Raw genomic sequence first — 14022 nt, forward strand, 5'->3', positions numbered from 1 at the left:
TGTTTAGTTGATAATTATTTTGAATTTAATTTGCTTACATAATTCGGTTTGTTTTCTTGTCTTGCACGAGCTATGGCAAGTGCATCTTCAGGAACTTCTTTTGTAATTGTAGAACCTGCTGCAATAAATGAACCTTTTCCAACTTTCACTGGCGCTACTAAGTTAGTATTACATCCTACAAATACATCATCTTCAATAATCGTTTTGAATTTGTTTTTTCCATCATAGTTTACTGTAATGGAACCACAACCAATATTGACGTTACTACCGATCTCGGCATCGCCAATATAACTTAAATGTGAAACTTTTGTTTCGTTATCTAGCTTGCTTTTCTTCACTTCTACAAAGTTACCAATTTTCACATGACTACCGATGTCTGAAAGTGGTCGAATATGAGCAAATGGCCCAATAGCAGTATCCTCTGCAATAGCGCTTTCACGGACAACTGAAGAATGTATAGTTGTGCGATCACCAACGCGGCTATCTATGATTTGAGTATTTGGCCCGATAATGCAATCTTCACCAATCATAGTGGCACCTTCAATCATTGAGCCTGGTTGAATCACCGTATCACGCCCAATAACTGCATCTGCACTAATATGCGTTGTTTCAGGATGGATAATTGTGACACCATTACGCATATGCTTCTCGTTAATTCTTGTACGCATGAATGTCTCAGCTTGCGACAAAGCCACTCGATCATTAACACCTAGCGTCTCTTCAAAATCATCAGTGACATATGCTTCAACAATATCACCTTGCTTTTGTAAAATTTCAATGACATCTGGTAAATAATATTCACCTTGAGCATTATCATTTTTCACAAGCTTCAATGTTTCAAATAATAATTTGTTATCAAAGCAATATGTGCCTGTGTTTATTTCTTTTACTAATTGCTGCTCTGCTGAAGCATCTTTTTGTTCAACAATTTGCTCCACCTGTCCGTTATTGCCACGTAGAATACGGCCATAGCCAGTTGGATTTTCAGCAATTGCTGTTAAAATAGTTGCTTTAGCATTCTTTGCTTGATGATGTTCGAATAGAGCTTGCATCGTTTCAGGACGAATTAGTGGTGTATCTCCACATACAACTAATGTTGTACCTTCTTCATTACCTAAAATAGCCTCTGCTTGTTGCACAGCGTGCGCTGTACCTAATTGTTCAGCCTGCAGTACATACTCACTTTTATCTCCAAGCTGTTGTTGCACTTTTTCAGCACCATGTCCGACTACCGTTACAATGCGCTTCACATCTAACGTTTGAATATGATCCACCACATGTTGTACCATAGGTTTCCCACATACTGGATGGAGCACTTTATATAATTTGGACTTCATACGTGTACCTTGACCTGCAGCCAAAATGACAGCAAAAACATTGCTCATCTGTAAGTCCTCCAATACGCTCATTTTCTCTTATGACTATATAGCAAAATTCATCTATTTTCAAGGCATGTAGAGTTGACAAAAACATGAATTCCTAAATCCAATGCACCTTATGCTCGAATGTCATGAAGTATATCCTAAAATTGCTCATATTATCTTTTTATCAAAATAAAAAGAACCCTTCCATCTAGAAGAGTTCTTGATATCTTTTTTACCCTCAGTTTGTAACATATCCTTAAAAAGTAAGTTATTACCTATCCATTACACACCGATTCCCTCTAATTCTTCCTCTTTACCAGCTTCCTCTACTTCACTAGAGTTATGATACTCGTTTAAAATGATCTCCTGAATTTTATTTCGAGTATCAGAATTAATTGGATGAGCAATATCTCTAAATTCCCCATCTGGTGTTCGTTTACTAGGCATAGCTACAAATAAACCAGTATTTCCATCAATTACACGAATATCGTGAACAACAAACTCATTATCAAGTGTAATGGAAGCAATCGCACGCATGCGACCATCCGTCTGTACCCGACGTAACCTTACATCAGTAACTTCCATTTTCTCACCACCTCTCTTCTTGGATGCCTAAATGAAAATATCATATTCTCAATTACCGAATATTTTCCTTTTCATAGTCTATCAAATTTTCTAAAAAATTTGAATACTTATTAGAATAATATTTTTTCTTATATACGGAATTTTTGACAATTGTTTGTCAGCGTAAAAAAACTCACTAAAAAGAATAAAGATTCTCTTTAGTGAGCTTTACAAGCTTAATTTATTTTACGATCGCGATTACTTCGATTTCTACTTTTACATCCTTCGGAAGACGGGCTACCTCTACCGCTGAACGCGCTGGTTTATGATCACCAAAATGATTTGCATAAACTTCATTCATCGCTACAAAGTCATTCATGTCCTTCATAAATACTGTTGTTTTCACAACATTATCTAAAGAAGTTCCAGCTTCCGCTAAAACTGCTTTTAAATTAGCAAATACTTGATTTGTTTGTACAGTTATATCGCCTTCCACTAAATCCCCTGTAGCTGTTAATGGAATTTGACCAGAGCTATAAAACATTCCGTTAACAATAATACCTTGTGAATATGGTCCGATTGCTGCTGGTGCATTTGTTGTTGCTACTACTTTCATTTGTCATGTCCCCTTTTAGAAAAATAGTTACCTTCACTTAATGCAATTGTTCGATCTTTTTCATTAACTTCATGAAGCTTTACAAGTGAATAATAATCATCTACTAATGTTTCGTCCGCATGCTCAGCCTCCACAAGCACGGCAATGCCTGCTAGCTGACAGTCAAACTCCTCTAAGAGATTTTTCATGCCATTCATAGTACCGCCGACCTTCATAAAGTCGTCCGTAATTAATACACGTTGTCCACTCTTCATGCTTCTTTTTGATAATACCATTGTCTGAATTCTTCTGGAAGAACCAGATACATAGTTAATGCTAACTGTAGAACCTTCTGTTACTTTACTATCTCTTCTCACAACAACCACTGGTACATTTAAATGTCTTGCAATGGCATGGGCAATAGATATCCCTTTAGTTGCTACTGTCATTATGACATCGATTTGTTGATCTGCAAAGGCAGAGGCAAAGACCTTTCCTACTCGATTTATTAAATCTGGGTTTCCAAGCAAATCTGTCATAAATAAGTAACCGCCTGGTAACAATCGATCTGAATGTTCTAGCTCTGCTTTTAAATCTTCAATCACTAAACGTACTTCTGCCTCGGACATTTTCGGAATATACTTTACTCCTCCTGCAGCACCCGGCACTGTCATCAATAACCCGATTCCTTTTTCTTCGAAAGTTTCTTTTACAATCGTTAAATCCTCACTAATGGATGACTTTGCAGATTGATATAGTTCTGAAAAATAAGTTAGCGGGATCAGCTGATGTGGATGTTCTAGTAAGTAGTACGTCATATCAACAAGTCGTTCACTACGCTTCCATTTCATGCGACCCTCTCCTAAACACGAATATTTATAGGTAAAATTAACACAAATTTGCGTTTCTAAGCAAGCGTATTTCGCTCACCTAAAATTCGTACTGCATAAACTTCCTCACAAAAACCACGTAAACCATTATAAATGCGACTTACACGAGCTTCACTATCCACAAGCCCAAATACAGTTGGACCGCTTCCACTCATTAACGTGGCATCTGCCCCAAAACGCTTCATTTGTTCCTTTAACATCACAACTTCTGGGTGGAGCTTAAATGTTACAGTTTCCAAAACATTTCCTAATGAAGAACATAATAGCTCATAATCTTTTGTCTCTATAGCTTGTATCATCTGCTTTGTATTTGGGTGTTCCAGTCCTTCAACCTTAAGACCCCCATATACTTCTGCTGTCGATACACCAATTTTAGGTTTAGCTAGTACAACCCAACAGTTAGGTGGAGCTGGTAATTCTTTTATTTTTTCGCCTCGTCCTGTAGCGAGTGCCGTGCCTCCGTAAACACAAAACGAAACATCCGAGCCAATTTTAGCACCAAGCTCCGCTAATTCATCTATTGATAAACCTAAATTCCACAGTTCATTTAGCCCTTTTAATGTTGCAGCTGCATCACTACTGCCTCCTGCGAGACCTGCTGCTATGGGTATTTCTTTTTCAATTGTAATGGATACACCTTGTCTAATGCCGTATGTATCTTTAATGAGACGCGCTGCCTGATAAGCAAAATTACGATGGTCATTTGGTACAAAGTTATCTGTTGAAATTATTTGAATAACACCATCTTCTCGAGATTCAAGACTGATACGATCAGCTAAATCGACTGTTGTCATAACCATCTCCACTTCGTGAAAATTATCTGGTCTTTTATAAAGTACATCTAATGTTAAATTGATTTTTGCAGGCGCCTTTACATAAAGCATCTTTCTTCCTCCCTTATAGCTACACGTATAAACAGTTCTTTTTTTCGCGCAAGATTATTCATTTTATTTTACCATATTGAGAATACGAAAATGGAAAAAAAGAACCGTTTACCCTATTCGGAGTAACGGCTCTCTCTCGTCAGTTGTATTTGTTGTGTTAGTAAGGATTTTCATCCCTGCTGAATGAAACTTGATAAGATGACTATTTTAACAAAAACAGCCTACTTACGCTCTTGCTCACTACTTGCCCGTTCAGCCATTTCTATGGCACGTTTGACCATATTACCGGCATCACGAGCTTTTATGCCGCCCCAGCCTTCCTTTTGCACAACATCATAAAATCCAAGCTCTTTTGCGATCTCTTCTTTTAATCGAGGTGACATGATACCTTTTCTAGGCATATAAACTCCTCCTTTAACAACTGACGAATTTAGTATGCCCATGAAAACGCAAAACACTCATGTATTTTTAACATACATGAGTGTTTCTAAAATATAGAAATAAGTACTAGAAACTATTTTGCGACAGCAGCCTTTGCTTCGTCTAAAAATGTAATCTCTACTGCTTCAGTTAAAATATCTGTGTAGCTATACGATACGCGCTTGCACGTATTGTCTTCTTGATCGAGTTCGACTACAAAGATGGCGCGATATGTCTCACGTAGTATCCCTGCACACTCAACCGTTTTCTTGCGACCACCGTTTGCTTTTAATTGCAAACGTTTACCCAAATGACAATCCAACGACTTTTTAATGTCCGCTAAAGTTTTTGGCATTTTCGCTTACACCTCACTAATAACAAGTATAAGCTAATGGCCTAAAAATGTCAACAAAATATAATATTTTATCAGCCTCTTATAAATTTTGTCAACTTATTTTTTATAAAAAATATTTATTTTTTTACATATCCGAAAAAATGTTAACAAAAATTTTTACTTTGCAAAAACAGGATGCAGTGCATCAGCTAATTTCCCAAACTCTTGAATAGAAAGTGTTTCTCCACGGCGAGTTGGCTCAATATTAGCTAGCTCTAATGCCTGTAAAATTTGATCCTTTTTCACCTTTCCATTTGGTAAACCAGATTGCAGGTTATTATAGATCGTTTTTCTTCGCTGTACGAATGAGGCCCGTGTTACAACAAATAAAAAATCCTCATCTATTACTTTTACTGGTGGTTCCTCATGCTTGATAAGACGAATTACAGCAGAGTCGACGTTAGGTTGTGGCATGAAAACTGTTTTAGGCACTGTCATTGCAATATCTGCTTTCACGTAATATTGAATGGCAATTGATAAAGAACCATATTCTTTCGTCCCTGGCTTAGCCGTTATACGGTCTGCTACCTCTTTCTGCATCATCACAACAAAACCACGGATCGGTAATCGGTCATTGAGTAATTTCATTAAAATTGGAGTCGTTACATAATACGGTAAATTGGCCACAACCATAATATCATCAATACCTGGCATCTCATCTGCAATTACTTTCTCAACATCTACCTTAAGTATGTCAGAGTGGATGATAGACACATTATTGTATGGACTAAGTGTGTCTTCTAGTACGGGCAATAAACGTTGGTCGATTTCAAAGGAAACTACCTTTTTAGCGCTTCTCGCCAAATGTTCAGTTAATGCACCGATACCAGGACCAACTTCAATTGCGCCACTATTCTCAGTTAAATGGGCGTGACTCACTATATTTCTTAAAATGTTAGGATCAATTAAGAAGTTTTGACCTAAGCTTTTTTTAAATGAAAAACCATACTTTTTTAAAATTTCTTGTGTTCGAATTGGTGTCGCAATATCCTTATGCATCATTTTCCTCCTGATCTAACTGTGCGATAGCCGCACCAAATTGCTCCTCTGTAATCTGAAACATTTTCATTCTTTTATGAAGTTGTTTACCATTTGTAGCACCTATATTTAAGATTTCCCCTAGTCGATCACGACGCTGCTTTGACTGTGGATGTCCAATTAAACGAGCTGTCATTAAATCTTCCAGTGTAATCACCTCTTCGTGTAGCACGCCATGAATAGGGGTATAGACATGTTGAAGTGCCTCACGTATATCATCGTCAGCAGCATGTTCAATACCTAGCCCTTTACCGTTTTTAGCAATTGTTTTGGCTTTTGGTAAAAAGGCATGCTTCACCCCTTGTACACGCTCCTCTATAATGGCGCGTATTCGACGTCCTGGATAGTCGGGATCTGTAAATACAATAACTCCACGTTTTTCTTGGGCGTGCTGAATTCGTTTTAATGTTTCTTCAGAAATTGCAGATCCATTTGTTTCTATAGTATCTGCTTGTACAGCACGTTTAATAGCTGTCGTATCATCTTTTCCTTCAACAACAATAATTTCTTTAATTTGCAAAAAGGCTCCTCTTTTCTATCTACCTTATCTTCTGACCATTTTACAACTGCTCTATACGATTTGTACAGGAATACAAGGTACAGATGAACTTATCTTATTCAACTTCTGCTATACATACCTTACAAATATTATTTGCTAAAAAATAATAAAGAAGCCTTCCCGCCAGTCAAAACAGGAAAGCTCCATTTGTGAAAAACATTTTGATTAATTTTACAATTTTTCTAATTTAATACTTTAACACGCACTTTCTTACGCCCCCAGTTACGTGCTTGGGCATCTGTTTGTACAAGTATGTCAATCTTATTACCCTTAATTGACCCACCAGTATCCCCAGCAATAGCGGTACCATAGCCTTCTACCCAAACCTTTGAGCCTAACTTAATAACAGAAGGGTCAACTGCTATCACCTTCAAGCCAGAATTTGAACGTAGGTTTATACCAGTTGCTGATGTACCTGTACAACCGTTGCAATATGGTGTATAAGCTGTTGCCGTTACATAAAATTCTTTACCGTTAGCAGGCTCTGCAGAACCACGTGAAACAGTTGCTGCGCTTGCAACGATTGTTTTTGTGCCTACTGCAACCACTTGTTTCTTCGGCTCTTTTAAAATTTTTTCAGATTGCAGGTTTTTTGCCACAACCTCACCATTTTCTTTGACAACCTCATACGTACGAGTAATTGAGCCCTTCTCGCCTGTTGCTACTACTTTTTGTTTCCCCTTTTGCAATGAAGCATCCTGCTTCTTTTCAACTGCGAAATCTAAAGAGTCTTCCACTACATCGATAACCTTTTCTACGCGAACTACTGTGATTTTACTCTCCGGAGTAATAACGTTCTCCAGGTTATTTTCGACACGATCGAATTCATTTAGCTGAATTCCTTGTTGTTTTAAAAAGTTAGCGACCGTAGTCGAAGTGGACCATACTTGTCTTTTATTTACGCCATCGACAAGCGTTACTTGAAACGCTTTTTGAATATCGATTTTGTTTTCTGCTCCTAGTTCAGTATCTAGACCTTGCGCTAAAGAGTCATGTTCAGATACTTTAATATTTGCTTCCTTCAAAATGTCCTTCACAAGTGTTTCAGTTGTCCAAACTTTTGACTGATTTCCATCAACTGAAATAGTTACTTCTTTTGCCTGTTCCCATGTAATTGCTAATCCATTAACAATTTTGGTGTTCAGAGAGGGTGAAATTTTGTCATGCTCTGCTATATCTATATTTTGATTTTGTAATAATTGTTCTACAGTTTTGGCATGTGTTGATACTTCGATTGTTTCTCCATTCGCTTCAAGCTTAACGGACTTTTTCGTACCTTGATAAAGCACGAAAGAGATTACAGACACAAACAGGACAAGTGAAATAATTCTTATCACTGTTTGCTTACTCCTCAATGATCCTAAGAACAAGTTTTTCATGGAATTATTTGACATGAAAAAACGCCTCCTTAATACAAGGTTGGATTATACGGACTAGTTTTGGCACTGTCAACCCGAAAGTATTTCTTTGAAAATTGACTTCTTGTTTTTTGCCAACCACAAACCCAGTATTGGAGGCATCTAAGCTAGTTAATTGTCAATCCCAAAAAATTTTTTCGCATTGGCTGTTGTTGCTTGTGCAATTTCCTCAATTGTCAACCCTTTCAAACGTGCGATTTCCTCAGCAACTAAAGGCACGAAAGCGGGCTCATTGCGCTTACCTCGATGTGGATGTGGAGCTAAATAAGGAGCGTCTGTTTCAATCATTAAGTGCTCAAGAGCTATTTCTGTAGCTACTTCCTTTGGTAGGCGTGCATTTTTAAATGTCACTGGTCCCCCAAGACTAATCATAAAATTCATACCTATACATTCACGTGCTGTTTCTACACTTCCACTAAAGCAGTGCATAACCCCCCCTACAGATGCAGCATTTTCTTCACGTAAAATTTGAACAACATCACCCGTTGCATCCCTATTATGAATAATGATTGGCAAATTGATCTTTTGAGCTAATTGAATTTGCTTGCGAAAAAGTTCCTGTTGAACATCCTTTGGAGACTTATCCCAATAGTAATCCAATCCTGTTTCACCAATGCCAACTATTTTTGGATGTGATGCTAATTCCTCAATCCACTCTAAATCTTGTTGAGTACAATCAATCGCATCTACTGGATGCCAACCAATGACACCGTAAACAAAGTCATATTGCTCTATTAGTTGCATTGTTCTCTCAATGGTTTTACGGTCAAAACCAATAACAACCATTCTTTCTACTTTAGCTTCAAGGGCTCTATCAATCACCTCTTGAAGGTCTTCCTCATACTGATCTGCGTTTAAATGTACGTGTGTATCTATAAACATCTTCATTCTCCTAACATTGATTTTATTAAAATTTATTATTTCATATTTTTCGTAAGCATTACAATTTCATTACAAACTATTTGGTATTGTGTCATTCCACTTATTCGACATTGCTCGAAATAGTACTTTAAACCCACAAAACCCCATTTTTTATGCAACTTAAATTATTTCAAAATAATTTAATCTCAATTTTCCTTACAGATTTGAAAAGCCTGCTGAATAATTCATATTCAGCAGGCCTCCTTAAGTTCATTACTTTACTTTTGCACCATTTTCGAGTTCAGGATCAACGGATGCTAATTTTAAAATTCCATCTTTCTCACCAGCTAAAATCATTCCTTGTGATAATTCACCACGTAATTTTACTGGTTTTAAATTTGCTACGACAATCACTTTTTGACCTATTAAATCATCTGGTGTATAGAATTTTGCAATACCTGAAACTACTTGGCGTTGCTCATATCCTAGATCGACTTGAAGCTTTAATAATTTATCTGCTTTTGGAACAGTTTCACATGCAGTCACCGTCGCTACTCGCAAATCAACTTTCATAAAATCATCAATAGTAATTTCAGGAATTTCTGGATTTTCGTCAGTCGCTGTAGCCTTTTTACTTTCTTCCTCTTGTGGTGTTTTCACAGAACCACGCATTTCCTCACGAATATAAGCAATCTCAACCTCGTTTTCTAAGCGTGGGAAAATTGGTATCCCTTTTTCTACCACTTTAATGTTTGCTGGAATAGTATTGCCGAATGTTTCAATTGTATCCCATGCTAAGAATTTGTCATCTAATCCTAACTGATCGATCATACGTTTCGGAGTTGTTGTCATAAATGGTTGCAACATGACAGCAATTTGGTGTAAGCTTTCTGCCAAATTTCGCATAACAGCACCTAATTTTGGCTTGTCTGATTCCTCTTTTGCTAACACCCAAGGCTGTGTCTCATCTATATACTTATTTGTGCGTGAAACAAGCGTCCATAAGTCCGCAAGAACGACACTAAATTGCATTTTTTCCATACTTTCTTCATATTTAATACGTACTGACTCAGCTTGCTCTTTTAAAGCTGCATCAAATTCTGTCGATTGAAGATTTTCTGTCGGAATAATACCATCAAAATACTTATTAATCATTGAAATTGTACGATTTAATAAGTTCCCTAAATCATTTGCCAGATCAAAGTTTGTACGTTCAATAAATGATTCTGGTGAAAATACCCCATCAGATCCAAATGGTAATTCACGTAATAGGAAATAACGTGTCGCATCTAGTCCATAACGCTCGATTAACATTTCTGGATAAATCACATTGCCTTTTGATTTAGACATTTTTCCGTCCTTCATCATAATAAAACCATGTGCAAATACTTTTTTCGGTAATGGCAAATCTAATGCCATTAAGAAGATTGGCCAATAAATCGTGTGGAAACGAACAATATCCTTCCCAACTACATGTACATCTGCTGGCCAATATTTATTGAATAGTGATTCATCTTCTGATAGATAACCTAAGGATGTAATATAATTCGTTAATGCATCAACCCATACATAAATGACATGCTTTGGATCTCCTGGTACTTTAATTCCCCAATCGAAGGATGTTCTTGATACCGATAAATCCTCTAGCCCTGGTTTAATGAAGTTGTTAATCATTTCATTTTTTCGTGATTCTGGCTCAATGAATTCAAGGTTCTCTTCATAATAAGCTAATAAACGATCTGCATATTTCTTCATATTAAAGAAGTACGATTCTTCTTTAACCTTGTGCACTGGACGACCACAATCTGGACAATTCCCGTCAACTAGTTGAGTCTCAGTAAAGAATGATTCACACGGTGTACAGTACCAGCCTTCATATTGACCTTTATAAATATCACCATTATCTAAAAACTTTTGGAAAATCTTTTCGACAGCTTTCGTATGTCGATCCTGCGTTGTTTGAATAAAGTCATCATAAGAAATATCCATTAAACCCCAAAGTTTTTTCGCAGCATCTGCAATTTCATTTACATAATCTTGAGGATGTTTACCCGCTTCAGCTGCTTTTTCTTGAATTTTTTGGCCATGTTCGTCCATTCCTGTTAAAAAGCGTACATCATAACCTTTTAAACGTTTATAGCGTGCAATAGTATCAGATGCTACTGTTGTATATGCCGTACCAATATGAAATTTCCCACTTGGATAGTAGATGGGTGTTGTTATATAGAATGTTTTTTGTTGTTCACTCACAAGAACTGCCTCCATTGTTTTACAATATACTTTCTATTCTAACGAAGTACGAAATTCGTTTCAATGAAAGTTTATTAAACGCGAAAATTGTCGAATAATATATTTAATCCATTAAATGACTTAAATAAGAACCTTTTTTACTATTAGCAAAAATATTTATTAAAAACCTTTTAAAAAAATTAAAATACCTGCATTCTTCTCAAAAATTTTTTTCAAAAACCATAATATTAGTGCATTAATTAATTGACGTTTATGGCATTACTTGGTATGATAACTATCAGACAAAGAAATAATGTCGAAATTTGACGAAATACCAATATAACTTTTATAAATTAGGAGGAAATCTATTATGAAATCAACAGGGATTGTTCGTAAAGTCGATGAGTTAGGTCGTGTAGTAATTCCTATCGAGTTACGCCGTACGCTAGGTATTGCTGAAAAGGACGCTTTAGAAATCTATGTGGATGATGATAAAATCATCTTAAAAAAATATATGCCTAATATGACATGTGCTGTTACTGGTGAAGTTTCAGATGATAACTTCCGTCTAGTTGGAGGCAAATTAATTTTAAGTCCAGAAGGCGCTGAAATGTTAGTTAAAGAAATTCAATCTAACTTAAAAAAATAATTAATTACTCACCTAAATCAACACAGTGATTTAGGTGTTTCTGTTTTTAATATAACCAAATTCTTGACCCCTTATAATGTACATGTCAGACCTTGCTACTTAAGGGTACTATTATTTACAATTATTATCAATTTAAAATTGTGTCTCAAAATTATTACATTTCAACTTTTAGTTTCGGAGACAGTAACAAAATAAAAATAAAGAGCTACCCTAATAAGGTAACTCTTTACTATTATTCACTATGATATTCATTATAAACATCTCGCTTTGCCTTTTGTCTTAACTTAGCTACTTCTTTAATGGCTTCTTTTGAGGATACATTCGATTGATTGATAATGAAATCAACATGTTCAACAATGGACATGTTTTGCCAATAGGCTTCTTCGTGATCTTCCTCTTCTAGACAGCTATTACCTTCCAGGACAATACAAAACTCTCCCCGTATTTCCTCTGTTTGTGACCATTCTACAGCTTCAGCCAATGTACCTCGTAAAAACTCTTCAAACTTCTTTGTCAGCTCTCGAGCTAAAACGACACGACGTTCCCCGAGTATAGCTTCCATATCTTTTAATGTATCCTTTAAGCGATGTGGTGCCTCATATAGTAAAATCGTTTCTTGGCGTTTTTTTAATTGTTCTAATTGCTGACGACGTTCTTTTTTCCCACGATTCAAAAATCCATAAAAGAAAAATGGTTGTGGCGACAACCCAGATGCAATTAACGCTGAAATTGCTGCATTAGGCCCTGGCACGGGTACGACAGAAAAGTTTTGAGCAATTGCTTTTTCAACTATATCTGCACCTGGATCAGAAATACAAGGTAAACCAGCATCACTTACTAATGCAATTGTTTTTCCTTCTTGTAGTAATGTTAATAATTTTTCTCCACCCACGGCTAAATTATGTTCATGGTAACTTATCAGTGGTGTTTCAATCTCAAAGTAGTTGCACAGCTTTTTGGTGTTTCTAGTATCTTCTGCAGCGATAATATCGGCTTCTTTTAAAATGCGAAGTGCACGCACACTCATATCCTCTAAATTACCAATAGGTGTTCCTACCAGATATAAACAACCTGTCTGATCGTGTATTGTACTTTTTTGTGATTTCACGATTCACCCCTCCTTATATAATTAATTTTCTGTGTTCTTGTTAATTGCTTAAAGGCATATTCAGCACGCATTGCTTCTTGTTTTGTCTCAAATTTCTCTTTATAAATACATTTCACTGGACCTCTAGCTCTTGTATATTTTGCTCCTTTACCAGCGTTATGTACAGCAACACGTTTTTCTATATTATTTGTATACCCTGCATAAAGAGTTTGATCAGCACACTCTAACACATAAAAATAGTGATTATTACTCTTTTCCATAAAGAATTTCTCTCACTTCTGCCGTGTATTCATTATTGGCATCATAAACATACAACGGCGGCATAATTTTCAAATCAGGCTTTCCATCTTTTATTCCTTCTATTAATAATGTATTAGCCTCTTTCCCTTCTTTCGGATAAATGAGCTGCATCCGTTTAGGCTCTAAGCGATTTGCTCGCATAGCTGTCACAATATCTAATAATCGCCCTGGTCGGTGGACAAATGCGGCCTTGCCCCCTTGCTTTAATAATTTACTTGCTGATTGAATCGCTTCTTCCAATGTTAAATACAATTCATGTCGTGCAATGGCATGATGCTCACTAAGATTTTTATCACTTGCTTCATGTGCTAAAAAATAGGGTGGATTACAGGTAACCACATCATACTTTTCAATGCCTAGTTGTTTCGGTATTTCTTTGACATCTCCAAGAATCATTTGTATTTGCTGTTCTAGCTGATTATAACGGATACTTCTCTCTGCCATATCAAATAAACGTGGCTGAATTTCTACTCCCGTTATTTGTCCCTTTGTACGTGCACTTAAAAAAAGTGGTATCACACCATTTCCTGAGCATAAATCAACAATTTTTCCCTTATGATAAGGAATACTGACAAACTTCGAAAGCAACACTGCATCTAATGAAAACGAAAAGACAGAGGGACTTTGAATAATACGTAAATTCTCAGCCAACAAATAATCTAACCGCTCATCACCTTTTAGCCATTTTTCCATGCTTACTCCTCCTACGCTACAAAACAAAAGACTGACACCACCGTAGCGGGAATCAG

The 14022-nt window shown here is 36.4% G+C and carries 16 protein-coding genes; 1 reads left to right on the top strand and 15 read right to left on the bottom strand.

Features of this window, described 5'->3' with window-relative positions:
- Positions 1 to 14: 14 nt before the first annotated feature.
- From glmU to metG, 12 genes are all read right to left on the bottom strand, one after another.
- Positions 15 to 1385, bottom strand: a complete 1371-nt coding sequence (glmU, locus tag V1L66_RS22540; RefSeq protein WP_333006340.1) for a bifunctional UDP-N-acetylglucosamine diphosphorylase/glucosamine-1-phosphate N-acetyltransferase GlmU — start codon at positions 1383 to 1385, stop codon at positions 15 to 17.
- Between the two features lie 261 nt (positions 1386 to 1646).
- The gene (gene spoVG, locus V1L66_RS22545) at positions 1647 to 1949 is read right to left on the bottom strand and encodes a septation regulator SpoVG (protein ID WP_004229187.1); all 303 of its coding nucleotides are present in this window, start codon (positions 1947 to 1949) and stop codon (positions 1647 to 1649) included.
- Positions 1950 to 2169: 220 nt separating this feature from the next.
- Positions 2170 to 2544, bottom strand: coding sequence for a RidA family protein (locus tag V1L66_RS22550; protein WP_004229189.1), 375 nt, complete (start codon positions 2542 to 2544; stop codon positions 2170 to 2172).
- Entirely contained in the window at positions 2541 to 3374 is an 834-nt protein-coding gene (purR, locus tag V1L66_RS22555; protein WP_016993803.1) for a pur operon repressor, read from the bottom strand. The genes V1L66_RS22550 and purR overlap by 4 nt, the downstream gene beginning before the upstream one ends.
- A gap of 56 nt (positions 3375 to 3430) precedes the next feature.
- Positions 3431 to 4297, bottom strand: a complete 867-nt coding sequence (ispE, locus tag V1L66_RS22560) for a 4-(cytidine 5'-diphospho)-2-C-methyl-D-erythritol kinase (protein WP_036075694.1) — start codon at positions 4295 to 4297, stop codon at positions 3431 to 3433.
- A 221-nt stretch (positions 4298 to 4518) separates the two neighbouring features.
- The gene (locus V1L66_RS22565) at positions 4519 to 4698 is read right to left on the bottom strand and encodes a small, acid-soluble spore protein, alpha/beta type (RefSeq protein ID WP_004229193.1); all 180 of its coding nucleotides are present in this window, start codon (positions 4696 to 4698) and stop codon (positions 4519 to 4521) included.
- Between the two features lie 113 nt (positions 4699 to 4811).
- The gene (gene veg, locus V1L66_RS22570; RefSeq protein ID WP_004229199.1) at positions 4812 to 5072 is read right to left on the bottom strand and encodes a biofilm formation stimulator Veg; all 261 of its coding nucleotides are present in this window, start codon (positions 5070 to 5072) and stop codon (positions 4812 to 4814) included.
- Positions 5073 to 5228: 156 nt separating this feature from the next.
- Positions 5229 to 6110 carry a 16S rRNA (adenine(1518)-N(6)/adenine(1519)-N(6))-dimethyltransferase RsmA gene (gene rsmA, locus V1L66_RS22575; RefSeq protein ID WP_333006341.1) on the bottom strand — a complete coding sequence of 294 codons (882 nt, stop codon included), beginning with the start codon at positions 6108 to 6110 and terminating at the stop codon, positions 5229 to 5231.
- Positions 6103 to 6669: a ribonuclease M5 gene (rnmV, locus tag V1L66_RS22580; protein ID WP_036075698.1), complete on the bottom strand. Its 567-nt coding sequence runs from the start codon at positions 6667 to 6669 to the stop codon at positions 6103 to 6105. Before rnmV ends, rsmA begins: the two co-directional genes overlap by 8 nt.
- Before the next feature lie 221 nt (positions 6670 to 6890).
- On the bottom strand, positions 6891 to 8102 hold the full coding sequence (locus tag V1L66_RS22585) for a G5 and 3D domain-containing protein (RefSeq protein ID WP_016993808.1): 1212 nt from the start codon (positions 8100 to 8102) through the stop codon (positions 6891 to 6893).
- A gap of 135 nt (positions 8103 to 8237) precedes the next feature.
- The gene (locus tag V1L66_RS22590; protein ID WP_036075700.1) at positions 8238 to 9008 is read right to left on the bottom strand and encodes a TatD family hydrolase; all 771 of its coding nucleotides are present in this window, start codon (positions 9006 to 9008) and stop codon (positions 8238 to 8240) included.
- Between the two features lie 252 nt (positions 9009 to 9260).
- Positions 9261 to 11252 (bottom strand): methionine--tRNA ligase, encoded by a 1992-nt coding sequence (gene metG / locus V1L66_RS22595; RefSeq protein WP_374116330.1) that lies wholly within the window; start codon positions 11250 to 11252, stop codon positions 9261 to 9263.
- Between the two features lie 334 nt (positions 11253 to 11586).
- Between metG and V1L66_RS22600 the strand changes: the two genes are divergently transcribed.
- Positions 11587 to 11865, top strand: coding sequence for an AbrB/MazE/SpoVT family DNA-binding domain-containing protein (locus V1L66_RS22600; RefSeq protein ID WP_004229214.1), 279 nt, complete (start codon positions 11587 to 11589; stop codon positions 11863 to 11865).
- Between the two features lie 232 nt (positions 11866 to 12097).
- Here the strand turns inward: V1L66_RS22600 and rsmI are convergent, their stop codons facing one another.
- Genes rsmI through V1L66_RS22615 form a run of 3 tightly spaced genes read right to left on the bottom strand, consistent with a single transcriptional unit; the run spans position 12098 to position 13966 of the window.
- Positions 12098 to 12973, bottom strand: coding sequence for a 16S rRNA (cytidine(1402)-2'-O)-methyltransferase (gene rsmI / locus V1L66_RS22605; protein ID WP_036075705.1), 876 nt, complete (start codon positions 12971 to 12973; stop codon positions 12098 to 12100).
- Complete coding sequence (locus V1L66_RS22610) at positions 12970 to 13233, bottom strand: GIY-YIG nuclease family protein (RefSeq protein WP_016993812.1); 264 nt, start codon at positions 13231 to 13233, stop codon at positions 12970 to 12972. Before V1L66_RS22610 ends, rsmI begins: the two co-directional genes overlap by 4 nt.
- On the bottom strand, positions 13220 to 13966 hold the full coding sequence (locus V1L66_RS22615) for a tRNA1(Val) (adenine(37)-N6)-methyltransferase (protein ID WP_258860516.1): 747 nt from the start codon (positions 13964 to 13966) through the stop codon (positions 13220 to 13222). Before V1L66_RS22615 ends, V1L66_RS22610 begins: the two co-directional genes overlap by 14 nt.
- Positions 13967 to 14022: the final 56 nt, after the last annotated feature.

This window comes from Lysinibacillus sp. IITD104 (assembly GCF_036698265.2).
Lineage (GTDB): Bacteria > Bacillota > Bacilli > Bacillales_A > Planococcaceae > Lysinibacillus > Lysinibacillus boronitolerans.

What these genes read in the sequence shown, in the direction of transcription:
- veg (WP_004229199.1), bottom strand. Translation starts at nt 5,072, where the DNA reads ATGCCAAAAACTTTAGCGGACATTAAAAAGTCGTTGGATTGTCATTTG.
- glmU (WP_333006340.1), bottom strand. Translation starts at nt 1,385, where the DNA reads ATGAGCAATGTTTTTGCTGTCATTTTGGCTGCAGGTCAAGGTACACGT.
- rsmA (WP_333006341.1), bottom strand. Translation starts at nt 6,110, where the DNA reads ATGCATAAGGATATTGCGACACCAATTCGAACACAAGAAATTTTAAAA.
- V1L66_RS22610 (WP_016993812.1), bottom strand. Translation starts at nt 13,233, where the DNA reads ATGGAAAAGAGTAATAATCACTATTTTTATGTGTTAGAGTGTGCTGAT.
- V1L66_RS22590 (WP_036075700.1), bottom strand. Translation starts at nt 9,008, where the DNA reads ATGTTTATAGATACACACGTACATTTAAACGCAGATCAGTATGAGGAA.
- purR (WP_016993803.1), bottom strand. Translation starts at nt 3,374, where the DNA reads ATGAAATGGAAGCGTAGTGAACGACTTGTTGATATGACGTACTACTTA.
- V1L66_RS22565 (WP_004229193.1), bottom strand. Translation starts at nt 4,698, where the DNA reads ATGCCTAGAAAAGGTATCATGTCACCTCGATTAAAAGAAGAGATCGCA.
- spoVG (WP_004229187.1), bottom strand. Translation starts at nt 1,949, where the DNA reads ATGGAAGTTACTGATGTAAGGTTACGTCGGGTACAGACGGATGGTCGC.
- V1L66_RS22615 (WP_258860516.1), bottom strand. Translation starts at nt 13,966, where the DNA reads ATGGAAAAATGGCTAAAAGGTGATGAGCGGTTAGATTATTTGTTGGCT.
- V1L66_RS22585 (WP_016993808.1), bottom strand. Translation starts at nt 8,102, where the DNA reads ATGTCAAATAATTCCATGAAAAACTTGTTCTTAGGATCATTGAGGAGT.
- metG (WP_374116330.1), bottom strand. Translation starts at nt 11,252, where the DNA reads ATGGAGGCAGTTCTTGTGAGTGAACAACAAAAAACATTCTATATAACA.
- ispE (WP_036075694.1), bottom strand. Translation starts at nt 4,297, where the DNA reads ATGCTTTATGTAAAGGCGCCTGCAAAAATCAATTTAACATTAGATGTA.
- V1L66_RS22600 (WP_004229214.1), top strand. Translation starts at nt 11,587, where the DNA reads ATGAAATCAACAGGGATTGTTCGTAAAGTCGATGAGTTAGGTCGTGTA.
- V1L66_RS22550 (WP_004229189.1), bottom strand. Translation starts at nt 2,544, where the DNA reads ATGAAAGTAGTAGCAACAACAAATGCACCAGCAGCAATCGGACCATAT.